General features: G+C 42.8%; 14 protein-coding genes. 8 read left to right on the forward strand and 6 right to left on the reverse strand.

Annotation, left to right across the window (positions count from 1 at the left end; all coding sequences use genetic code 11):
• Positions 1-253 precede the first annotated feature (253 nt).
• The 6 genes from F0226_RS00495 (at position 254) to F0226_RS00520 (ending at position 6,496) form a co-directional block, all read left to right on the forward strand.
• Entirely contained in the window at positions 254-1,138 is an 885-nt protein-coding gene (locus F0226_RS00495) for a DUF72 domain-containing protein (RefSeq protein ID WP_171734017.1), read from the forward strand.
• Positions 1,139-1,277: 139 nt separating this feature from the next.
• Positions 1,278-2,006, forward strand: a complete 729-nt coding sequence (gene cmoA, locus F0226_RS00500; RefSeq protein WP_017105755.1) for a carboxy-S-adenosyl-L-methionine synthase CmoA — start codon at positions 1,278-1,280, stop codon at positions 2,004-2,006.
• A 113-nt stretch (positions 2,007-2,119) separates the two neighbouring features.
• Positions 2,120-3,091 carry a tRNA 5-methoxyuridine(34)/uridine 5-oxyacetic acid(34) synthase CmoB gene (cmoB, locus tag F0226_RS00505; protein WP_171733786.1) on the forward strand — a complete coding sequence of 324 codons (972 nt, stop codon included), beginning with the start codon at positions 2,120-2,122 and terminating at the stop codon, positions 3,089-3,091.
• A gap of 173 nt (positions 3,092-3,264) precedes the next feature.
• Positions 3,265-4,008 (forward strand): ATP-dependent zinc protease, encoded by a 744-nt coding sequence (locus tag F0226_RS00510; RefSeq protein WP_171733787.1) that lies wholly within the window; start codon positions 3,265-3,267, stop codon positions 4,006-4,008.
• Between the two features lie 16 nt (positions 4,009-4,024).
• Positions 4,025-5,530: an inactive transglutaminase family protein gene (locus F0226_RS00515; protein WP_171733788.1), complete on the forward strand. Its 1,506-nt coding sequence runs from the start codon at positions 4,025-4,027 to the stop codon at positions 5,528-5,530.
• 3 nt (positions 5,531-5,533) lie between these two features.
• Positions 5,534-6,496 carry an alpha-L-glutamate ligase-like protein gene (locus tag F0226_RS00520; protein WP_171733789.1) on the forward strand — a complete coding sequence of 321 codons (963 nt, stop codon included), beginning with the start codon at positions 5,534-5,536 and terminating at the stop codon, positions 6,494-6,496.
• Between the two features lie 232 nt (positions 6,497-6,728).
• Here the strand turns inward: F0226_RS00520 and fdhF are convergent, their stop codons facing one another.
• The 5 genes from fdhF to cmoM form a co-directional block, all read right to left on the reverse strand.
• Entirely contained in the window at positions 6,729-10,985 is a 4,257-nt protein-coding gene (gene fdhF, locus F0226_RS00525; RefSeq protein ID WP_171733790.1) for a formate dehydrogenase subunit alpha, read from the reverse strand.
• 257 nt (positions 10,986-11,242) lie between these two features.
• Positions 11,243-15,697 carry a chromosome partition protein MukB gene (mukB, locus tag F0226_RS00530; RefSeq protein ID WP_171733791.1) on the reverse strand — a complete coding sequence of 1,485 codons (4,455 nt, stop codon included), beginning with the start codon at positions 15,695-15,697 and terminating at the stop codon, positions 11,243-11,245.
• On the reverse strand, positions 15,694-16,479 hold the full coding sequence (gene mukE, locus F0226_RS00535; RefSeq protein WP_171733792.1) for a chromosome partition protein MukE: 786 nt from the start codon (positions 16,477-16,479) through the stop codon (positions 15,694-15,696). Before mukE ends, mukB begins: the two co-directional genes overlap by 4 nt.
• The gene (gene mukF, locus F0226_RS00540) at positions 16,460-17,797 is read right to left on the reverse strand and encodes a chromosome partition protein MukF (RefSeq protein WP_137372483.1); all 1,338 of its coding nucleotides are present in this window, start codon (positions 17,795-17,797) and stop codon (positions 16,460-16,462) included. The genes mukE and mukF overlap by 20 nt, the downstream gene beginning before the upstream one ends.
• 68 nt (positions 17,798-17,865) lie before the next feature.
• Positions 17,866-18,660: a tRNA uridine 5-oxyacetic acid(34) methyltransferase CmoM gene (gene cmoM / locus F0226_RS00545; protein WP_171734018.1), complete on the reverse strand. Its 795-nt coding sequence runs from the start codon at positions 18,658-18,660 to the stop codon at positions 17,866-17,868.
• A 115-nt stretch (positions 18,661-18,775) separates the two neighbouring features.
• Here cmoM and elyC point away from each other — a divergent pair, with 115 nt between their 5' ends.
• Complete coding sequence (elyC, locus tag F0226_RS00550) at positions 18,776-19,612, forward strand: envelope biogenesis factor ElyC (RefSeq protein ID WP_253820709.1); 837 nt, start codon at positions 18,776-18,778, stop codon at positions 19,610-19,612.
• 142 nt (positions 19,613-19,754) lie between these two features.
• Here elyC and torR read toward each other — a convergent pair whose 3' ends face one another.
• A complete protein-coding gene (gene torR, locus F0226_RS00555; RefSeq protein WP_171733794.1) occupies positions 19,755-20,468 on the reverse strand; it encodes a two-component system response regulator TorR in 714 nt (237 codons plus the stop codon).
• A 236-nt stretch (positions 20,469-20,704) separates the two neighbouring features.
• Here torR and torD point away from each other — a divergent pair, with 236 nt between their 5' ends.
• Positions 20,705-21,352 carry a molecular chaperone TorD gene (torD, locus tag F0226_RS00560; protein ID WP_171733795.1) on the forward strand — a complete coding sequence of 216 codons (648 nt, stop codon included), beginning with the start codon at positions 20,705-20,707 and terminating at the stop codon, positions 21,350-21,352.
• The last annotated feature ends 280 nt before the right edge of the window (positions 21,353-21,632 follow it).

Raw genomic sequence — 21,632 nt, forward strand, 5'->3', positions numbered from 1 at the left:
ACAGAGCAAAGGAACATTTATACGCGGAAACTCGCTTAAAATCGACCTTCCACATTCGAATTTATTGTGTTTTATCTGGCTTTGCTGCTTTTTAGCCCATCAAGTGCGCAAAGATTCATCAAAACCGAAAAAATTGCGTTAATTATATCTCGAAAGTACCTTAATCAGCAAAAGTCTCGTACAGTAGTTTTTCGTTTCAACTTCAAAACGTTTTGTAATGACTAATGGCGTGAAAACTAACGGTGTAATGACGATGGAAACTTTACCTTTAAGACTTGGATTAACAATGTGGTCTCATTCTGAGTGGCAAAGTCAGTTCTATGGTAAAGGCACAAAACCTGCTGAGCGCTTAGAAAAATACACCCAAGTTTTTCATACCGTCGAAGGCAACACGACTTTCTATGCGACTCCCAGCGTCTCAACGGTCAATAACTGGAAAGCCGCGAGTCACGATGATTTTAAGTTTACTTTTAAGCTGCCTAAGTTCATCACCCACCAGCAGCACTTAAAACATTGCCAAGCCGAACTCAAAGAATTTCTGCTCACCATGTCGCCCCTACATAGGCGCATTGGTCAGTGGACCATTCAATTGCCTCATAGTTTCGAACCCAGCATGCTCCCTGCCCTTCAAAAATTTTGTACCTTGTTTCCAAAAGACATGCAGCTTGGCGTTGAAGTTCGTCACCTTGGTTTCTTTGATAAAGGCGATGCCGAAAAACGTTTCAATCATTGGTTAATAGAAGAAGGGATCAATCGCATCATTATGGATAGTCGCCCTGTTTTCTCCGCACCACCAACCACAGAAGCGGTGATCGACGCACATCAAAAGAAACCACGCGTTCCGGTTCATGCCATTGCGACGGCAAACAATCCAATGGTTCGCTTTATTGGACATCCAGACCAGGAACCCAATCTCGCTTTCTTTAAACCTTGGTTCGCGAAATTACCAACTTGGTTAAATGAAGGTAAACAGCCTTATTTAATGATTCACACACCAGACAACAATCACGCACCTGAGCTTGCGATTGCTATCTATAAGCAGTTACAGACGCAAGTTGCTGAACAAACACAAATAACCTTGCCTAATTTAGCGGAGTTTCCTGCTCAAAAAGGTGACCATCAAATCTCGATGTTTTGATAGTAAACAACCACTAACACGCGTTCACTTTCATCAATCTCAGTTTTCGTGACACAAGCGATTTTTTTACGTAAAATACGTCCCCTTTTATTTGGTACGAACTCTGTGCCAATTACGCTGACTGTCGAGAGAGAATGCAATGAGCAACAAAGACAATATCTTTTCCGCTCCCATTGATAAAATTGGTGATTTCACCTTTGATGCAAGGGTTGCTGAAGTATTTCCAGATATGATTCAACGCTCGGTTCCTGGATATAGCAATATCATCTCTGCTATTGGCATGTTGGCTGAACGCTTCGTAAAACCGCACTCAAACATCTACGATTTGGGTTGCTCTCTTGGCGCCGCTACATTGTCGATGCGCCGCCACATCCAGCAAGAAGGCTGTACGATTTTTGCTGTCGACAATTCGGAAGCCATGGTTGAACGCTGTAAGCTGCATGTAAACGCCTACCGAAGCGATACGCCAGTCGAAGTCATCGAAGCTGATATCCGTGAAATCGAGATTAAAGACGCTTCAGTTGTTGTGTTGAACTTCACCTTACAGTTCTTATCACCAGACGACCGCTACGCTCTGCTTGAAAAGATCCATGCTGGATTGCGTCCGGGCGGTATTTTGATTCTGTCTGAAAAGTTTGTGTTTGAAGATGAAAGTTCAAATGAGCTGCTTATCGATCTGCACCATGATTTCAAGCGTGCAAACGGATACAGCGAGCTTGAAGTAAGCCAGAAACGCAGTGCTATCGAAAATGTCATGCGTCCAGACTCGATTCCCGTTCATAAGCAGCGTTTTGAAAAGATTGGTTTCTCAAGTAGCGAAGTGTGGTTCCAATGCTTCAACTTCGGTTCGATGTTCGCGATTAAATAGCGCTCGACCACAATTGGCTAAAGTCTGAAGCTCTCATACTTTAGCCCTTAATTTCCTGTGTTATGGCGATAAGGCTGTGCACATTATGAATTCCACAACGGTTATTATTATTCATGTTTAATTTTGCTAACTTTTATCAACTCATTGCCCAAGACACTCGCCTACAGCCGTGGCTCAATGTTCTTCCTCAACAGCTGACGGATTGGCAAAATGCAGAGCACGGTGACTTTGACCGTTGGTTACGTGCACTGAATAAGATCCCGCAGGGCGTGCCTGATCAAGTTGATTTAAAGAACTCTGTGACTATCGGCAGCAGCACACCATTTCAAACGGGTGAACATAAAAAGCTAGAGAGCCTATTAAAGACATTCCACCCTTGGCGCAAAGGTCCTTATACCGTTCATGACATTCATATCGATACAGAATGGCGCAGCGACTGGAAATGGGACCGTGTACTTCCGCATATCTCACCGCTTAAAAACCGTTCGGTACTCGATGTAGGTTGCGGTAATGGCTACCACATGTGGCGTATGTTAGGCGAAGGTGCTCGTTTGACCGTCGGTATCGACCCGTCTCATCTTTTCCTTGTTCAGTTTGAAGCTATCCGTAAGCTAATGGGCGATGACCAACGCGCTCACCTTTTACCTTTAGGTATTGAACAGCTGCCAAAACTGGAAGCTTACGACACTGTATTCAGCATGGGTGTGCTTTACCACCGCCGTTCACCGCTTGATCATTTGATCCAATTGAAAGACCAATTGGTATCTGGTGGAGAACTGGTACTTGAAACGTTAGTGATTGAAGGTGACGAGAACGCTGTTCTTGTGCCTGTTGACCGCTACGCGCAAATGAGAAACGTGTACTTCTTCCCATCTGCTCGCGCACTGAAACGCTGGCTTGAACAAGTTGGTTTTGAAGACGTCCGCATCGTTGATGAAAATGTTACGACGGTTGGCGAACAACGCACAACAGAATGGATGACCCATAACTCACTTCCAGATTACTTAGACCCGAATGATCCAAGTAAAACAGTTGAAGGTCACCCAGCGCCGAGACGTGCTGTTCTTGTGGCAACAAAACCTTAATTTTGTGACAGAAATTTCAGTTGATTATAGGTAAATGAACCATAATTTGCCTGAAATTTACTCCAACAGTCCAATATGACAGGACGCTAACATAAGGATGCTTCACGCATCCTTTTTTGTCAGCTAAACTCTTGGATAGTCACAACTATTTTTATTATCACAAAGGTTTTTATATGTATAAGCGATTGTCGCCAGTTTTGGTGATTGGCCTGCTCTCAGGGTGCTCTCTCACAAACGGGGCTCAATACCACCAACAAACCATGGAAGCAATTCAGCAATCTGAAACGAATATCGCAACAAAAGTCAAAAACCTTGAGCTTCAAATCAGTAACCAGAGCGACTACATCGAAAGCTTAGAAACTGAAGTTTTGTATTTAGCGACTCAGATGGACAGCCATTTATCTTCTGTTGAAAAAGAAGCGGTAGAAGTGATTGAAGAAGAGCCTGTTCCTGCTGCCGCACCTCCAGCGGTTGTTTTTACAACGACACAGCCAACTATCCTAGGCGCCATAGAAAAAATCTCTATCGACTCCATCAACCAAGAATTTGATGCGCGTGTCGATACAGGGGCAACGACCTCATCTCTAAATGCCGTAGACATTGAAGAATTTGAGAGAAATGGAAAAGATTGGGTGAAGTTCCACCTCTCCGATTCATCCCTTCCAAAAGCTGAACAGAAATGGATACAGGCTCCTGTTGTTAGATACGTAAAAATACGCCAATCCACCAGTGATCAAACAGAACGTAGAGCTGTGATCGAATTATGGGTTAAAGTTGGAAAAATCCATGAAAAAGCGCAATTTACATTGGCAGATCGCTCTCAAATGAGTCACCCTGTACTACTAGGGCGCGAATTTATCAAAGACATAGCGCTTGTTGATGTAAGTAAAAAGTACGTTCAAATGGAAGATAAATAAAACAATAGGATTAGTTATGACGTCAAGAATTCCTTTTTATATCTCGATCGTCCTGCTATTGGTAGCAGGTATCGCATTGAGTATCTTTAGACACACTACTTATGGTGTGCCTTGGACTCCTGGAGAAACCCGACAAGTTTGGGACGTTGAAGCAAGAGTCGAATTTAATGCTATTGGTAAAGAAGCTAAGGTATCTTTAGCTGCACCTCATACTCAAACAAATTACACCTTGATTGGTGAATCAGCATCTTCTCCTGGTTACGGTATTTCTTATGTTAATACTGATTCAGGTCGACGTGCTGAATGGTCTATTCGTCATGCTGACGGTCCTCAAACAATCTATTACAAAACACAATTTCTTGTAGATGACCAAGCAAAAATTACAGCCATTGCACCTGAAGGCGAAATCACACCACCATCATTTAATGGTCCAGAAGAAGCTGCTGCAATTGCTTTGATTGACCGTGCAACCCAGCGCTCTGCTGACAACTTCACCTTTACTCGTGAATTAATCAAAACTCTTAATGATCCTGACAGCCAGAATGCTGCTCTACTACTAAATAATATGAGTAAGGTAAATGCGACTCATAAGTTGCTGTCTTACGCTAACGTACACAACAAGCTTGTTGGTGTTATAGAGTTGGAAGATGGACGCCGACGTCAGTCTATACAACATATGATTCAAATCTGGGACAAAGAGCAATGGATCTTATTTTCACCAGAATCTAGCCAGCACCAGACACAGCCAAACTTACTGATTTGGGATGAATCCAATGTATCTCTACTTGATGTTGTCGGTGGACAAAACAGTAAAGTACATTTCTCTATGATTGCTCAGGAGATTTCTCCTTCAGCAGCAACCAACAGTAAAGTATCGGCGGATCAACTGCTCAACCTTTCTATCCATAGCTTGCCTCTTGAAGAGCAAGCTATGTTTAAAACCATCATGCTTATCCCGATTGGCGCATTCATCGTTGTATTCTTACGCGTGATCATCGGGCTAAAAACGTCTGGTACCTTCATGCCAGTACTGATTGCGGTTGCCTTTGTTCAAACACAGCTGATTACCGGTATTGTTGGTTTCTTACTGATTGTTGGTACGGGACTGATCATTCGAAGCTATCTGTCTAAGCTCAACCTTCTTTTAGTCGCCCGAATATCGGCGGTGATAATTACCGTCATAATGATCATTTCAGTATTCACTGTAGTCGCATTCAAAATCGGACTCACAGAAGGGCTATCCATCACGTTCTTCCCTATGATTATCCTATCTTGGACAGTTGAACGTATGTCTATCCTTTGGGAAGAAGAAGGTGCGAAAGAAGTAATGCTGCAAGGTGGTGGTTCTCTATTCACGGCCATATTGGTTTACTTAGGTATGACTAACCCGTTCATTCAACACCTAACGTTTAACTTCATCGGTCTACAACTTGTTATTCTTGCCACTATTTTACTACTTGGTAACTACACAGGCTACCGTTTGACGGAGCTTCGTCGCTTTAAGCCACTAGCGGAGGATTAAGGTATGTTTAATCAACTGACCTCTCCATTCAAGCTCAGTGATAAAGGCATCATGGGCATGAATAAGCGGAATCATAGCTATATCGGTCGTTATAATGATCGTTCAAAATACCCATTAGTGGATGATAAGCTGAAAACAAAAATTATTGCTGAGCAAGCTGGGGCAACAGTGCCTAAGCTTATCGGCGTAATTAGCCATCAAGCTGAAGTTAAAAAGATTCATAAGATGGTAAAAGACTGGCCAGGGTTTGTTATCAAGCCAGCTCAAGGAAGTGGCGGTAAAGGCATCCTTGTTGTGGTTTCTCACAAAGACGGTGTTTATACAAAACCTTCTGGTTCTACGATCAATGAAGAAGACGTTGAGCGCCACATTAGTAATGCGTTGGCAGGGCTTTTCTCACTGGGTGGTAAAAACGATGTAGCCGTAGTTGAAAACTTAATAAAGTTTGACAGCTGTTTCGAAGGCTTCAGCTTTGAAGGTGTTCCTGATGTTCGCATCATTGTCTTCAAAGGCTACCCCGTTATGGCTATGATGCGCCTATCAACTGCCGCTTCAGATGGTAAAGCGAATTTACACCAAGGTGCTGTTGGTGTTGGTATTGATATCGCCACAGGTAAAGCGGTACGAGCAGTACAGTTTGATCAACCGATAACTCAACACCCAGATACTGGGAAAGAGCTGATGGAACTACAGGTTCCTCATTGGGAAAAGCTGCTGGTGTTAGCTTCTAGCGCGTGGGAGATGACCGGGCTTGGTTATATGGGGACCGACATGGTACTTGACCAAGAAGAAGGACCTATGGTGCTTGAACTTAACGCTCGTCCAGGTCTTGCCATTCAGATAGCTAATGGCGCGGGTTTACTACCAAGGCTTCATCATATTGAAGGTCTTGGAATGCCAGCTGAATACCCAAAACCTGCAGAGCGTGTTGCATACGCAGCTAAACAGTTCGGGGCTCATAACTAGTTAGATCTCGTGGCTTGTAGCTTGTAGCTAATCGAATCACCTAGCTAATCGAACCGCATAGCTCGTCAAAAAGTAGCTAGGTTAGCTAAAATATAAATAAGCCGCATATCACTTCGAACTAGAAATAGTCAGATAGATATGCGGTTTAATTTTATCTATCAAAGTAGTAAAACCGCCATCAAGTGAATAACCAAGCTACTTGATGCTTTGCCCTTGGATACTTAAACTTTAACTACAGAACCTGAGGCTCCGTCAGTAATGCCTCCACCCTAACCGCTGCCACTTTAAACTCTGGAATCTTTGCATGTGGATCCGTTGCGGTTGTTGTCAGCCTGTTTACAGGTGATTCAACAAAATGGAACGGAATAAAAATTACTCCTTTCTGCATTCGCTTCGTTATAAACGCTGCAATTTCAATTTGTCCGCGCCTAGTTGATACCTTAACCATCTGACCATTTGATAACCCTAACCTTTCAGCATCAGATACACTGATCATTGCTTTAGGTCCCGCTAAGTTATCTAACCCCTTAGTTTTACGCGTCATAGTTCCCGTATGGAATTGTTCTAACACGCGCCCAGTCGTCAAAATAAGTGGATATTCTTCATCAGGTAACTCTGCAGCATAGCGGAAAGGTATCGCCTCCATTTGCCCTCTCCCACGAGTAAATTGGGTTTGGTGCATAATACGAGTGCCGTCAGGGTTGTTCTTATTACTTGGCCACTGAGCGCCATTAATTGTGATATTTTCCCACCTTAAGCCTGCATATTGTGGCGTTACTCTAGCTATTTCGTTAGTTATATCCGCCACACTCGAATATGACCAATCTCCTCCCATAGCATTAGCGATAGATTGAATGATAACCCAATCTTCTTTTGCTTCACCGGGTGGATTTACAGCAGGGTTAATACGCTGCACTCGGCGTTCGGTATTAGTGAAGTGACCTGATTTTTCTGCAAAGGAACAAGAAGGCAACACAACATCTGCATACTGCGCGGTTTCTGTTAAAAAGATATCTTGTACCACTAAGAAGTCGAGCGCTTCCAAACCTTCAATAACATGTGCTTGGTTAGGATCACTCAATACCGGGTTTTCCCCCATGACATACAGTGCTTTCACTTTTCGTTCGCAAGCGGCATCTATAATCTCGGTAAGCGTTAACCCAGATTCAGCAGGTAACGAGGTAACTCCCCATTCCATTTCAAATTTTTTGCGTACTAATGGGTTATAAACCTTTTGATACCCAGGAAGATTATTCGGTAATGCGCCCATGTCACACGCACCTTGAACATTGGATTGACCTCTAAGTGGGTTAATCCCCCCACCTTCAATTCCGATGTTTCCACACAGTAATTGTAAGTTAGCGATTGAACGAACATTGTCATGACCCGTTGTATGCTGAGTTATCCCCATTGAATAGTAAACAGCAGTACGTTTTGCGGTTCCTATTAAACGTGCCATAGCGAATACATCGTCAGCTTTTACACCGGTAACCAATTCAACTTTGTCTAAGGCGTAATTCGGAGACATCACTTCTTGCAGTAAAGTATCAAAACCATCAACGCGTTCATCAATATATTCCTGATCATACCAACCATGTTTGATGATCTGCTGCATCACACCATTAATTAGCATCACATCTGTACCTGGTCGATGCGCCATATATAGCTCAGCGTGATCGGCGATATCAATGCGTTTCGGGTCAGCTACAATCAACCGAGCTCCATGATGACGAACTGCCTGTTTGATATGAGAGCCAATGATAGGGTGTGCTGCTGTGGTATCTGAACCTATGATAAAGATGACATCTGAATGTTTGATACTTGGAATATCATTGGTCATTGCCCCACTGCCTAATGACGCTTCAAGCCCCGTAACTGTGGATGCATGACAAAGACGTGCGCAGTGATCAACATTGTTTGTCCCTAATTCGCGGCGGATAAATTTTTGAAATGCGTAGTTGTCTTCATTGGTTGTTTTTGCGGAAGAAAAACCAGCAAGTGATTGGCTACCAAACCCTTCTTTGATTGCCGTAAATTTACTAGCAATAAGGGCGATTGCTTCATCCCAAGATGCTGGTTGTAGCCAACCATCTTTGCGAATTAATGGTGACGTTAAACGCGCATCACTGTTAACAAAATCAAATCCGAACCGTCCTTTCACGCATAGCATGCCTTCATTGACAGGAGAGTCTCCACCGCGAATATATTGAATTCTGTTTGTCTTCTCATCCACATGCATAGTGAGTTTACAGCCAACACCACAATAAGTGCAGATGGTATCTACCGCTTTCAGATCATCAGTTCGACCTTGTGCTTTATCGCGAGCATCTGTCATTGCCCCTGTAGGACAAACCTGGATGCAAGAACCGCATTGAACACAATTCGAGTCTCCCATCAAGGTCGTATTCGCACCAAAGTTAGGTCGGCATTCTGGCTTATTTGCTGGTTTTCCGTTTGCTTGCTCCATGAAGCTTAAAACGCCATGTACAGCTTGTTCACGGCATGCTTGGATACATTGCCCGCAACTAATGCATCGGTTTGCATCAAACACGATGAACTCTGAGCTGTTATCTACTGGAAATTTTTGAACCAATGCCTCTGATGAGAGTGATTCTGATGAGTGAACTGAAGGTATAGACTTAACTCTGTGGTTACGGGTTGATTGCCAAGCATCATCAGTTTGAATATCAATATTGAATGCTGGGTATTCCTGAACAGCTTCATATTCTGTGGCGTAATCTCTTAGATCACACCCTGTATTAGCTTGGCACCCACACTCTAAACATCGTGCAGCTTCTGCGACTGCATCTGCGTTTTCAAACCCCGTTTCCACTTCATCAAAACTTTGGGCTCTTTGCTCTGGAGTAAGTTCAGGCGTGATAAGGCGGGCTTGTTTTTGAATAGCCTGATATTGCTTAGGGTCGACTTTCTTAAGTTGGTTTTGCTTACGGGAGTTAAATGGTTTAACAGGAATGTTATCCATATCTCCATCGAAAAATCGGTCAATAGCACCCGCTACTAAACGACCGTCTCCCACAGCTTCAACAGCCGTTGCAGGTCCACGACGAAAGTCACCAATGCTGAATATATTACCCGTACCAGTGTGCAGAGTTTGCGGATCAACATCAGCGGTATTCCAGCGGGTTAATGGAATATCGATGGCTTCATTATCCATAAAACTCAGGTCTGGTTTTTGTGAGACTGCGGCGATCACCGTATCAAAAGCCTCAACAAAGAACTCACCTGTAGGTTTAGGGCTTCGACGACCTGAGGCATCCGCAGGGCCAAGCTCCATTCGCTCTAAACGAACCTCACAAACTCGACCATCTGCATCAGGTAAGTTTTCTGCCGGGTTCGTTAAAAAATGAAATTTCACACCTTCATGCTCGGCTTCTTCAATCTCATAATCTTCTGCAGGCATTTCATCTCTTGTTCTACGATAAATTAACGTCGTATCCGCACCATCTCGAACCGCAGTACGTGCGCAATCTATCGCGGTGTTACCGCCTCCAATCACCGCGACTTTTTTACCCGTGACATATTGTTTTTCTGTCACGTAATCTTTTAGATAATCGACACCAAGATAGCAACCTGCCAAGTTACTTCCTTGGTATTGCATGTCTACCGCTTGTGAAGCACCCACAGCCAAACAAACCGCATCAAAATCTTGCGTTAAACTTGATAATGTAAAATCAGCACCTAGCTTTTTATTACACTCTATCGACATGCCATTTCGGCACATCAACTCAATTTCTTTGTCCAAAATAGATTTAGGTAAGCGGTACTCTGGAATGCCGTAACGCAACCAGCCACCAGCTTGCGGCATTGATTCAAAGATTTGAGCATCATACCCTTCATTTGAAAGGTAATAGCCCGCCGTTAGCCCACCAGGTCCACTACCAACAATGGCTACTGTTTTACCTTTCGATGCTTTTTTCAATGGTTGGTAGCTTTCTTGGGCTGCAAGGTCAATATCTGCGGCATGGCGCTTCAATTGTCTAATCGCTATGGAATCATCCACTAAATTTCTTCTACATTCCGTTTCACAAAATGCGGGGCAAACACGCCCTATAGAAAGAGGCATCGGAAGCGTTTGTTTGATGACTTCTATGGCTTTTAAGTGATCATTCTGAGCAATATGATAAAGGTATGATTGAATATCAACCCCTGCAGGGCAGGCTGTCTGGCAAGGCGCTTCACAGTCTGCATAATGATCAGACATGATTCGATTCAAAGCGATTTGGCGGCGGGCTGTTAACCGGCTAGATTGAGTGATGACATTAAGACCGTTAGATACTTCAATTTCACATGACCTTTGTATCTCGCCATTCTCAAGTTCAACGACGCAAAGATCACAAGGAACTTTATTCGCTGTTTTATTCAAACCACATAGAGATGGGATCTCTAATCCACATGTTTTAGCAGCTTCAAGAACCGTTTGTCCCTGCTCTGCAATTCTAAATTTTCCATCAATAACGATTTGAATCATACCAGCCCCCACCTAACGCAATGACATCACAATGAAGTCAAAATAAAATAGTAATATAATATTATTTATATAATAAGGTGAACTATTAATACCATACAATAATTATGGTTTTGTGCGTGTGACCTCAAACTCGTTCCGTTGATAATACCCATAAAGTATGTGTGACTTTTATTTATGATATTCCGGCATAAAAAAAGCCCCTAACAAGTAGGGGCTTCAATATTTGTGTCTTTTTACTTATTAAGTATCAATAAGTATTACAACTCTTCGATAAGTTCTTGTACCGGTGTCGCAGGTTTATTTTGAGCAAAGCCTCGTAAACCAACCACATGCACATGTTCGTGATCTTTGAAGACCTTACGAACCAACTTATACGTTGTCCCTTTCTCTGGGCTAATGTTTTCAGGCGCTGCAATCAGTAATTGCATTCCTAGTCTGTCACATAGCTCAAACAAGGTTGAGATTGACTTAGAATCCAAACGCGCCGCTTCATCTAAAAACAGTAGACGACAAGGAACAATGTCTTTACTGCGTAATCGGCGTGACTCTTCTTCCCAGCTCTGAATAACCATCAGCAAGATAGATTGACCAGTACCAATCGCTTCACCAGTTGAAAGCGCACCAGATTCAGCTTGTAACCAACCATCAGAGCCACGGTTAACTTCAACACTCAATTCTAGGTAATTACGGTAATCCAGCAACTCTTCACCTAGTACTTGAGGTGAACGTTGCCCCATATCGATATGTGGGTTTACACGTTGGAAAAGTTTCGCCATCGCTTCTGAGAAGGTAAAGCGAGAAGTTTCAAACAAATCTTTATGCTGATCTTGTTGAGAAGCTAGCCCTGTAAGTAAAACTTCGTGACTCTCACGAATCTTCACATTAAGGCGTACACCTTTCACCTGACCAAAGTATATGTTAGACAAACCTTGGTTAAGCATGCGAATGCGGTTTTGCTCTCGCTGAATCGTTTTCTGAATAATACTTGCCACAGATTCAGAACTGATTGCTAAGCGGTTTTCACGCTGAGTCAATTCTTCTGTTAGACGAGCAAGCTCAACTTCCATTTCTTCAATGGCTTCAACAGGATCATCGGTACGGATAATATCCTGGCGAATACGTTCACGAAGATGCTGATAAACCGCGATGTAGAACAAGACTTTACGCTCTGGATGCGCGTTATCTTCAGAGAGTCTTAACGAATCACGTAAATCATCATTACCTGCAACGGCAAGACGAAGTGCACCTAGCGATTTATCCGACATTGAGCGCAGCTCGCCAGCAGATAAATAAGCCAATTCACGTTTGTGTAAACGACGTTCAACGTCATTCTCACGAGCTAAACGTAAAACAGAGCACCAGCCCGCTTTTGCAGCGACCACAAACGTGCGGAGTTCTGCGTATTCTTTCTGAACTTTCTTCAAGCGTTTTGCTAGCCCTTTCATCTCCAATTCAGTCGATGTAATGGTTCGCTCATAACCGCTCTTACGACTACGTGAAGTATGCAAACGTTCTTGAAGTTCATCACGACGACGAACAGCACGCTCTTCTGCACCTTCATCAGCGTTAACACCAAACTCTTGCAGTTCTTGCTTAAACTCTTGAACAGTTTCAAGTTTAGCGTGATGCGAACTCTTAAGTGCAGCCAATACTTGGTTGTACTGGTTCATTTGCTCACGAGCTTGTTTTAAGCCATCACGACCTTTAGTTCTCGCTTGCTCAGCATTAACCAATTTCGCTTTTAACTGCTCACTCAGTTCACTGCTCTTATTAAGAAGAGCCACTGAATCTTCATAAGCAAAGTAATGACGACGTTCAATCAGATCAGATAAAGCAAACAGCTTACCTTTCAATGTTTGAAGCGCTTGATCCGCTTGTTTGTATTCCGCTTCTAACGCTTCAAATTGCTCAGGATCCGCGTCAAGAGCTGAAACAATCTGTTCCAATGCCGTTAGCGCTTTACCATGATTAGATAGGTAAGACTTAGCTTCACCTAAACGCTCAAGTTGAGCTTCAAGATCAGATAAACGTTCTACCAATGTTTCATCTTCGATCATACGAATCATTGGCGCTAATTTATCTAATGTCGCGATTGCTTGCTTGCTTTGTGTAAGCTGGCTGCGTTGCTGCTGTTCTTTAGCTGCGATATCAGTTAATACTCGGCTAACTTGATTACGCTTATCACGTACCGCAACCAAAGCTTGCTCAGGGTCTGCGTCAAAAGCAACTTGCAAATGTTTAGCAACAAACAGGTTATACGCTTGGTATAAACGCTGCAGTTTCTGAGAATCAAACGCCGCTTTAGCGTGGTTTTCTACCACTACATCACGCTCTTCACGCAAATGTTCTAAACGTTGTTCACGAGCAGCACGACCAAACAATGGAATCTCTGGGAAACGCGAGTAACGCATTTGGCGATCATTTAATTGAACGCACACTGCACCTTCCAGTTCGTCGGCATTGAATGAGCTGTCATCGAAGGCATCAACATCGCCTTCAAGGATGTATAAATCTTCAGGGCAATCATCTAAGTCAACTAGCTTCTCTTTGATCCCATCAAGATCTGAAACCACAATCGCATGACGCGCAGGACCATACATTGCACTGAAATACGGAGCATCACCAATGGTAATGTCATCATAAATTTCAGAAAGTAATACGCCGCCTAATGTGTCTGCTAACCCTTTCAATCGAGGATCATTCGAACCACCAGGTGAAGCTAGACGTTCAATTTCTTGATCAAGTTCAGAACGACGTTTTGCTAGCTGTTCTTTCGCGATTGATTGTGATTTCTCGTCTTGCAACACTTGCTGCATTTGAGTCATTACTGCTTGGCTATCTTCTAGCTCAGCATCGCTTTGTTCTCTTAACGCTTCTAATGCATCATTAGCATTAATCCAAGCTGGCGCTACTGCTTCTAGTCTAGAAATTTGTTGAGTATGTTCTTGCTCAATACGGCGCTGTTCACTTTTAGATTCGCGTAACTCTTCTTGAGCAAACTCTAAAGACTCAATTTGCATTGAATGACGTTCACGTTCTTCTTCAAAGATCAGCTCATCAGTCAATTCAGTATTATGTTGCTTCTGATAGTCAGCAGCTAAGCTTTGAGCTTGACGCTGTTGAGCAACATCTCGCTCCATATCACGATGCTGAGCACGCCACTGTTGTTCATTTTGAACAATATGTCTCGACTCTCTGCTTTTCTCAATCGCTTGTTTAGCACTTGCTGACGCATCTTGTCGTTCAACATGACCAACCACACTCTTCACTAATGCCAACGCTTTACCGAACTGTGCAGAAGCCGCTGACGACATATCAAGCTTATGCTTAGTCGCCAGCAATGTTTGAGTGTTGGCTTCTTCTTGAGATTTCAATTCAGAAACCAGCGCCATCGCACTTTCAGGCGTGATCGACTCATCAGCTAATAACTGTTTGGTCTTTTCTAATGCTTGAACAGCTTGTTGATATTGAAGAGCACGAGTTTGCTGAACATCAAGCGCTTGCTGGTAATCCGCAAGTTGCGTTTTCAGGCTATCCACTTCTTCTTCAGTAATGGTTGCCTGCTCTTCAGCTAATAAAACACGTTCTTGTGCTTCTTCAACCACCATCATTTGTTCTTCTAAGCGTTCGCTTAATTCTTCAAGATCATCGCTATAACGGGCGATTTTTTCTTGTTGGCGAAGGGCATTTTGAACAAGCTGTAAATGATCCGAAGCAGCTTGGTAATCCTGCTCAAGCGCAGATTCTTGATCGACTAAGATCTCAAGTTCTTCTTGAACACGGTTCAGTAGGCTATTTTGCTCAACTAAAGTTTCACGAGATCCAAACAACTCACCACGTAGCACCATAGTTTGATCAAGCTTATTACGGCGATCATTCGCATGGCGCATGTAGTCAGCTGCTACGTAATTGGTAGATTCTGTAATCAAGTGTTTGAATAAATCACGATCGGCTTGCGTAGTTTTAATTGCGTCCAATGTCATTCGGTTTTCACGAAGTGCAGATTCCATATCTTGGAACGCTTTCTTCACACCACCATTTTGTGGCAACAAGTAATCACGAAGTGAACGAGTAATTGCGCTTGAAATACCACCGTACAATGATGCTTCGATCAGGCGATAAAACTTAGAACGGTCACTGCTGTTACGCAATTTCTTCGGAACGACACCGTATTCAAACATCTGAGCGTGGTATTCAACAATCGATGAAAACGCTTTAAAGTGAGCGCCTTCATATTGCGCCACAGCTGCTTTTACATCGTTTAATTGACATACGCGCGCGTGGCTATCAGAAACGTTTTCAATTAACACATCGGTTGGTTTCACATGGCTTGGTAAGCCTTGAATAACAAACGGTTTAATATCTACTTTCTTATCACGACCAGCGACTTGTTGAAGCTTAACTGCAAACAGTAAACGCTGATTACGGGAGTTAACAACGTCTAGTGCGGCATAACACGCACCTGGCTGCAACTTACCATAAAGGCCTTTATCTCTTGATGATTGAGAGCTACCCGCTTCCGTTGTATTTCGGAAGTGCAATAAGCTTTGGTCAGGAATAAGGGCTGTGATAAATGCCGCCATTGTGGTCGATTTACCAGCACCATTACCGCCTGAAAGAGTTGTTACCAAACCATCGATATCAAAAGTACGTGCAAAGAAGCCATTCCAGTTGATCATGGTTAATGATTGATACTTACCGCGTTCAATCATAATTCACCTTCCGCAGTTTCTTGCTCGCGGCCATCAGCCTGCTCGCCTAAATTCAGTTGTTCGTTAAAAATGTCTGGCTGTTCATCTTCATGATGATCTTGCTCTGTCTGTTCATTCAGTAAGCTACCTTGGCTCGGTTCAGGTGTGTGTACCACCGCCTCACCATCACGAATAAGACGTAACTGAGCTTCTTTCATGTCATCGCCAATTCGGACATCCGCTCCGAAACGGAAAACCGCTTCACTGATGCGAAACTTACCGGTTTCACCAATAGAGATGATCATACCAATACGACGTAAACGGCGTAATGAAGTTCGAACTTTTTCGAATAGTTTTTCTTTATCTAAATCTGAACCCGAAGCACGGTTAGTCGCCAGCTTCATGAGTTTTGCCTCATCCGCCAGCGCCATTAACTCTTCGTATAGTTCTTGATTCGTAAAAATACCTTCATGAGCTAAACGCTCTGGGCTTAGATATAAGAAACACAATACTTTGCCGACTAGCATATCCAATTCAGATAGCACACTTCGGCTAATCAATGAGGTAGAACGTGGACGCAGATAAAAGAAACCTTCGGGCGCTTTTACAAGTTCAGTATTGTAGCGTTGATAAAACTGTTGAAGCTCTACTTCAAAGTCAGCAAGTAACGCATGGTTATCTAAGTCTTCACTTGATACGTGCTTGCCTGCACGCAACATGCTATCTAACGCAGGGAACAATGGGTTCGCTATCGCTTTTACCAGTTTCTCTGGCATGTAATCATCAGTACTTGTTAATGACATTTGCTTGTACCTTTGCACCAAAATCGTTAATTGCCTGCCAATCAGGTTGAATTGCCTGATAGTCAGATTCGGAATAACCTAAGCGCACGGCTTGGTCGACAACGATTCTAGCTAAATCAAAATGGTGAGTACGAGGGTGTTCTGCGAGATAGTCACGCAGTACAAGTCCAAGATCAATGGCTGCACCCTGCTCTTTATGAACTCTCAACATCGCTGCAATCTTTTCAGAAAGCAGGTCGTTTACTTGTTCGAATTCTTCATATTCAACGTCTAATGGGGCTTGCCCTGTTACTTCGTCATCACGTAAAACCAGAGCTTCATCTCGAAGATCACTTAGTTTCTCTGCATCCGCATAGGTTAAGAACCAAGGTGCATCAAAGTAATCTGTCACAGATTGACGCAGACGCTGACTAAAGGCACGGTTCTTATCCATATCAATAGCCGTTCGAATAAACTTGTGTACATGACGGTCATAACCAATCCACAAGTCTATTGCTTGCTGTCCCCAACTCGTGATTCGGTCGAGCTTCATCTGTAAACCAAACAGGGTTTCACCAACAAACTCTAATTCATCATTCCCGTAAACAACTTCTTGAATATCGAGGATTTGAGTTTGGAGCTCATCACCCGCGGCTTGCAAGGTATCTTGAAGTTCTTTCAACGTAGCTGAGGTTTCTGAAAGTAAAGACTCACAGTTATTAATGGCTTCTCGCCAATCTTTATTTAGTAGATCCGCAATTTGCTGCTTAACCGTTTGCTGCTGCTCGTCCATAACGCGTTGGTTAAGGTCGATTTGGTCGAATATTTCACCGACAGAATACTTCAGCACGCCGTATACGTTTCTCTTCCAGTGTGCTGGCGTTCCGCCTTTTTGGGCAGCTTCTATCGCTTTCGCCATTTCGTCAGCAACCATAGTCAACTGAATCGACAATTTTAGTTTTGAAAATTGGCGGTGGCGTAAATAGTAATCAGTTATGCCAATGGCAAGCGGTGAAAGTCGGTAAATGCTTGCTCCATCTGTCACTTCACTTGTAAAGCGACTGATGAGTTTTTGTTTTACCAATTCATTGATGGCGTTATTCGCGCGAAATGCAGAAGCATCTCCCGTTTCTTCAAACATACGAGTGACAATGATAAATGCATCATGCAGTTCACCTTCACCTAACTCTTCATCAAATCTTTCATTACTCAACACAGCGATAGCAATCAAAAAGGCTAAACGCTCTGGTGAGAGATTCAATGAGAAGTCATGCTGCTTGACCCAGCCCACCAATTCATCAATTGGCTGCTCTTCGGCAGTTTGAGTCATTTCACTCATTGTGGTTCCTGTTATCGTTTCTTATGACATCAATCTAATTTCGATGTCACGCATGATTCTTCGTTATTTTAGCTTTCGCTTTGTGCCGGCTTTTTTGCCCACACATGAATGTATCGTCCTAAAGATAAATACGGCTCTTGGCGACATAATTGTTTTTCAAGCGCGAGTACATCTTCAAATTCATAATCGCCCATGTATTCCATGTTGCCAATGTAATCACTGAATGAACGAATACCAGACTTTCCTTGAATGTCAAAGCCAGCATCTTCAATCCATTGGTAAACATCTTCTGGCTTGAGCCCTTTCTGGGGCTGCAGCTTAAACCGTTTTCTATGTGGCATCCCATCAAGTACGTGAGGAATATTGCCACATATCACATTTTTCAGTACCAAGCCGTGGTGGTTATAAAACATAATCGATGCAATTCCACCGGGCTTGACTTGATCTAGCAAAATATCAAGCGCCTCTTTCGGGTTTGCTAACCACTCCATCACGGCGTGAAACATCACGAAGTCGACCTTATCCTCAAGGTGTTCAGCTATCTTCTGTACTGGAGAATGGATCAGCCGATATTGCTCAAGCAAACCAGCCTTTGCAATATCCTCTTTAGCAAGAGCCAGCATTTCAGAAGATAGATCACACAATGATACATGATGACCTTGTGCAGCTATCTTCTGTGACATTTGAGCAAGACCACCACCCGCATCAAGCACGTGAAGCGGTGCATTTTTATCAGCAAATTCATTAAGAGCAAGCTCTAAATCTTCCCATACGATGATCTGACGGATCTCTCCTTTGTCAGAGCCGTAAATGTTTTTTGCAAATTTGTGGGCAATATCGTCGAAATTACGGTCTTCAGTCACGGTCACTTGAGTTATTATGTCCTATCGTGCCTGCTATTCTGTCACAGGAATTTCAGGAATAAAGAGGCGATGTCTCTTTTTACTACTAAGTGATGTTTTTTCGGACTATTCGGATATGTTTGAGCTGAAAAAAGTCGTGTCATCCCTGTTGATGCCACTACCAGCAATGTTAATTCTCGCTTTTCTAGGCTTAGCCCTAGTGATGTTTACTACAAAAAGAAAGACTGGATGTCTAATTACGTTAACCGCTCTCTGCGGTATTTTCCTTATTGCCTTCCAACCCATCTCTAGTCGCTTACTTATGCCTCTGGAAAGGCAGTACTCTGTATTTTTACCAACCGACAAATCCATAGATTTCGTTATGGTGCTCGGAAGTGGTCACGTGGTCGACGATCAAATCCCGCCGACTTCAGAACTCAGCCGTACAGGTTTGATGCGCTTGAGTGAGGGGATCAGGGTTTTACGTATGTACCCAGGGGCGAAACTGATTCTATCTGGCTACGGTGGCGGCCTAGAAATCAGTAATGCAAGAATGATGGCGAAAGTAGCCTTAGCTTTAGGCGTCTCTAAGCCTGATATTATTTTATTAGAAACGGCAAAAGACACATGGGAAGAAGCACGACAAGCGGCTGCTTTTGTACAAAATAAAAAAGTTGTATTAGTAACTTCTGCAAGCCATATGCAAAGAGCGATTTATGAATTCAATGGCGCGGGTATTCAACCAATTCCTGCACCAACTAATTACTTAGCTCATAAAAACATTGAGCAACCTTGGAATAAATATATGCCCAAGGCGACTTACTTAGAGCAAACAGAACGCTATTGGCATGAAACAATGGGGCTAATGTGGCAGAGATTACGTGACTGGATAGATCATCAAGAAACGACCATCTCTGAAACAACCAACAATGCGGTAGATAAAGTATCAGAAGCTACTAACGAGCTTCTATAACGGAGTACCAGAATACTTCGACCTTACTGGACCAAGCAAACGGCAACAAAATGAACTTATAAAAAAAGCCGAGGTAAACATACCTCGGCTTTTTCATTTCGTCTTTGTGAAGCTTACGAATTATTGTACAAACTAACCGAAATTAGTCTCCAGCAAACATGTAACCTTCACCATGAACCGTCACAAAAATCTGTGGATTCTTAGGGTCAAATTCCATCTTAGCGCGCATACGTCGAATCAAAACATCAATCGTGCGATCATTTGGCGCATCCACTCGGTGACTGATCATATTAAGAATGCGTTCACGGCTTAATACTTGGTTAGGGAACGAAGATAAAGCCACTAATAGCTCATACTCTGCTTTCGTTAGCTTAACTGGCTCACCATTTTTACTTAACGCACGGCGTGGAATATCAAATGTCCATTCTCCGAAACGTACAATAGTCTCATCTTCCGTCTCTTCAACCGCCAACGTGTTTGTCTTACGTGCAGCAGCAATACGCCATAATAAATTTTTCACTCGAACCAATAACTCGCGAAGTTCAAATGGTTTAGTAACATAATCATCAGCCCCCATTTCAAGGCCTACAATTTTGTCGATGCTATCCGTGCGTCCAGTGACTAAAATAATTCCAATGTCTGATTGACTGCGTAATTCGCGAGTTAGCATCAATCCATCTTCGCCTGGTAAGTTGATGTCTAACATAATCAGGTCAACGTTGTTTTGAACCAACACTTCCCTCATCTGAGCGCCACTTTCAGCTTCGCTCACTGTGTAACCTTCATTCTGGAAATAACCTACCAGTTTACTTCGGGTTACCACATCATCTTCAACGACTAATACGTGATAGCTCATCTACACCACTTTTCTTATTTAATAGTTTCATTGACTATTCTATTCATAACTCGTAACAATTCTAGTCGCCAAGAAGATAAAAGCCAGAAACATGGTTTTTTTTTGATGCAAGACAAGCTAAAACCTTGCTATTTACCGCTCAGAGCAATTCAATATAGGCATTACGACTTAAGTTTAAGTCTGTTCACTGAATCTTAGCCGTTTTTGGCGTCACCTTATGAAGGTAGGAATAATTGATGAAAGAAATGAAAGCGTTCAACGAGAAGAGAGCTGAAATTTACTGGTGGCTTTCAAGCTTATTCGCCAGAGAATTAACTGAATCAGAACTAGAGCACTATAAGTCTGTTGAAATTCGTTCATTTCTATCCGGGTTAGGCGAAAACGAAACACTAAAGCCAGCGATAGATAAACTCGTCGATGCCTTGAACCGTTCTCAGAATCGTGACGATGCTCAACTTGAACTTGCCGCTGACTTTTGTGACTTATTCTTAAAGTCAGATAAGTACGCTGCATTGCCTTATGCGTCTTTGTATATTGGTGATACGGGTCTATTAAATGGTCAACCTGCAAAAGATATGGAAACACTGATGGCTGAACATGGTGTTGGAGTTAATGCCGATCTGAATGAACCTGCTGACCATATTGCAATTGAACTCGATTTTCTTGGAAATCTAATCATCCGTTCGAATGAATTAGGGAGCGATGATGAGCTTGAAAGTAGCTTCCTTGAACAAAAGCAGTTCATCGAAAAACACCTGCTTACTTGGATACCAAGATTCCAAGCAAAGTGTACAGAATTCGATAAATTTGGCTTCTATGCAAGTGTTGCAACATTGCTAGTAGCCTTTTGTAAACTTGATCAAGAGTACTTGAGCGGCGAATAAAGCAATATTCTAGTATTGATAGAATATTTAGATGTAAATGTGACAATTCACCCATAATTATGGGTGAATGTTATTGCGGTCATTTTCCAGTCAGTCTAAAATTGTGACCGCAAACGATAAAATATGAAACACCTTCAAAATGTTGTGCTTTACTGATCATGAGCATTTTGAAATTGAAAACAAGCCGCTCTGATTAGCGGTTTTTTGTTTTTTAGCACTTTAATACCATTAGAAAAACTTAACCAGTGCTCTCACTCTGGTAGCTTTACGGCTACTTTGC

It is taken from the genome of Vibrio sp. 99-70-13A1 (genome assembly GCF_013114625.1).
GTDB lineage: Bacteria > Pseudomonadota > Gammaproteobacteria > Enterobacterales > Vibrionaceae > Vibrio.

Coding starts and splice junctions, on each gene's coding strand:
- F0226_RS00495 (WP_171734017.1), top strand. CDS start 254: ATGGAAACTTTACCTTTAAGACTTGGATTAACAATGTGGTCTCATTCT.
- cmoA (WP_017105755.1), top strand. CDS start 1,278: ATGAGCAACAAAGACAATATCTTTTCCGCTCCCATTGATAAAATTGGT.
- cmoB (WP_171733786.1), top strand. CDS start 2,120: ATGTTTAATTTTGCTAACTTTTATCAACTCATTGCCCAAGACACTCGC.
- F0226_RS00510 (WP_171733787.1), top strand. CDS start 3,265: ATGTATAAGCGATTGTCGCCAGTTTTGGTGATTGGCCTGCTCTCAGGG.
- F0226_RS00515 (WP_171733788.1), top strand. CDS start 4,025: ATGACGTCAAGAATTCCTTTTTATATCTCGATCGTCCTGCTATTGGTA.
- F0226_RS00520 (WP_171733789.1), top strand. CDS start 5,534: ATGTTTAATCAACTGACCTCTCCATTCAAGCTCAGTGATAAAGGCATC.
- fdhF (WP_171733790.1), bottom strand. CDS start 10,985: ATGATTCAAATCGTTATTGATGGAAAATTTAGAATTGCAGAGCAGGGA.
- mukB (WP_171733791.1), bottom strand. CDS start 15,697: ATGATTGAACGCGGTAAGTATCAATCATTAACCATGATCAACTGGAAT.
- mukE (WP_171733792.1), bottom strand. CDS start 16,479: ATGTCATTAACAAGTACTGATGATTACATGCCAGAGAAACTGGTAAAA.
- mukF (WP_137372483.1), bottom strand. CDS start 17,797: ATGAGTGAAATGACTCAAACTGCCGAAGAGCAGCCAATTGATGAATTG.
- elyC (WP_253820709.1), top strand. CDS start 18,776: ATGTTTGAGCTGAAAAAAGTCGTGTCATCCCTGTTGATGCCACTACCA.
- torR (WP_171733794.1), bottom strand. CDS start 20,468: ATGAGCTATCACGTATTAGTCGTTGAAGATGATGTGGTAACCCGAAGT.
- torD (WP_171733795.1), top strand. CDS start 20,705: ATGAAAGAAATGAAAGCGTTCAACGAGAAGAGAGCTGAAATTTACTGG.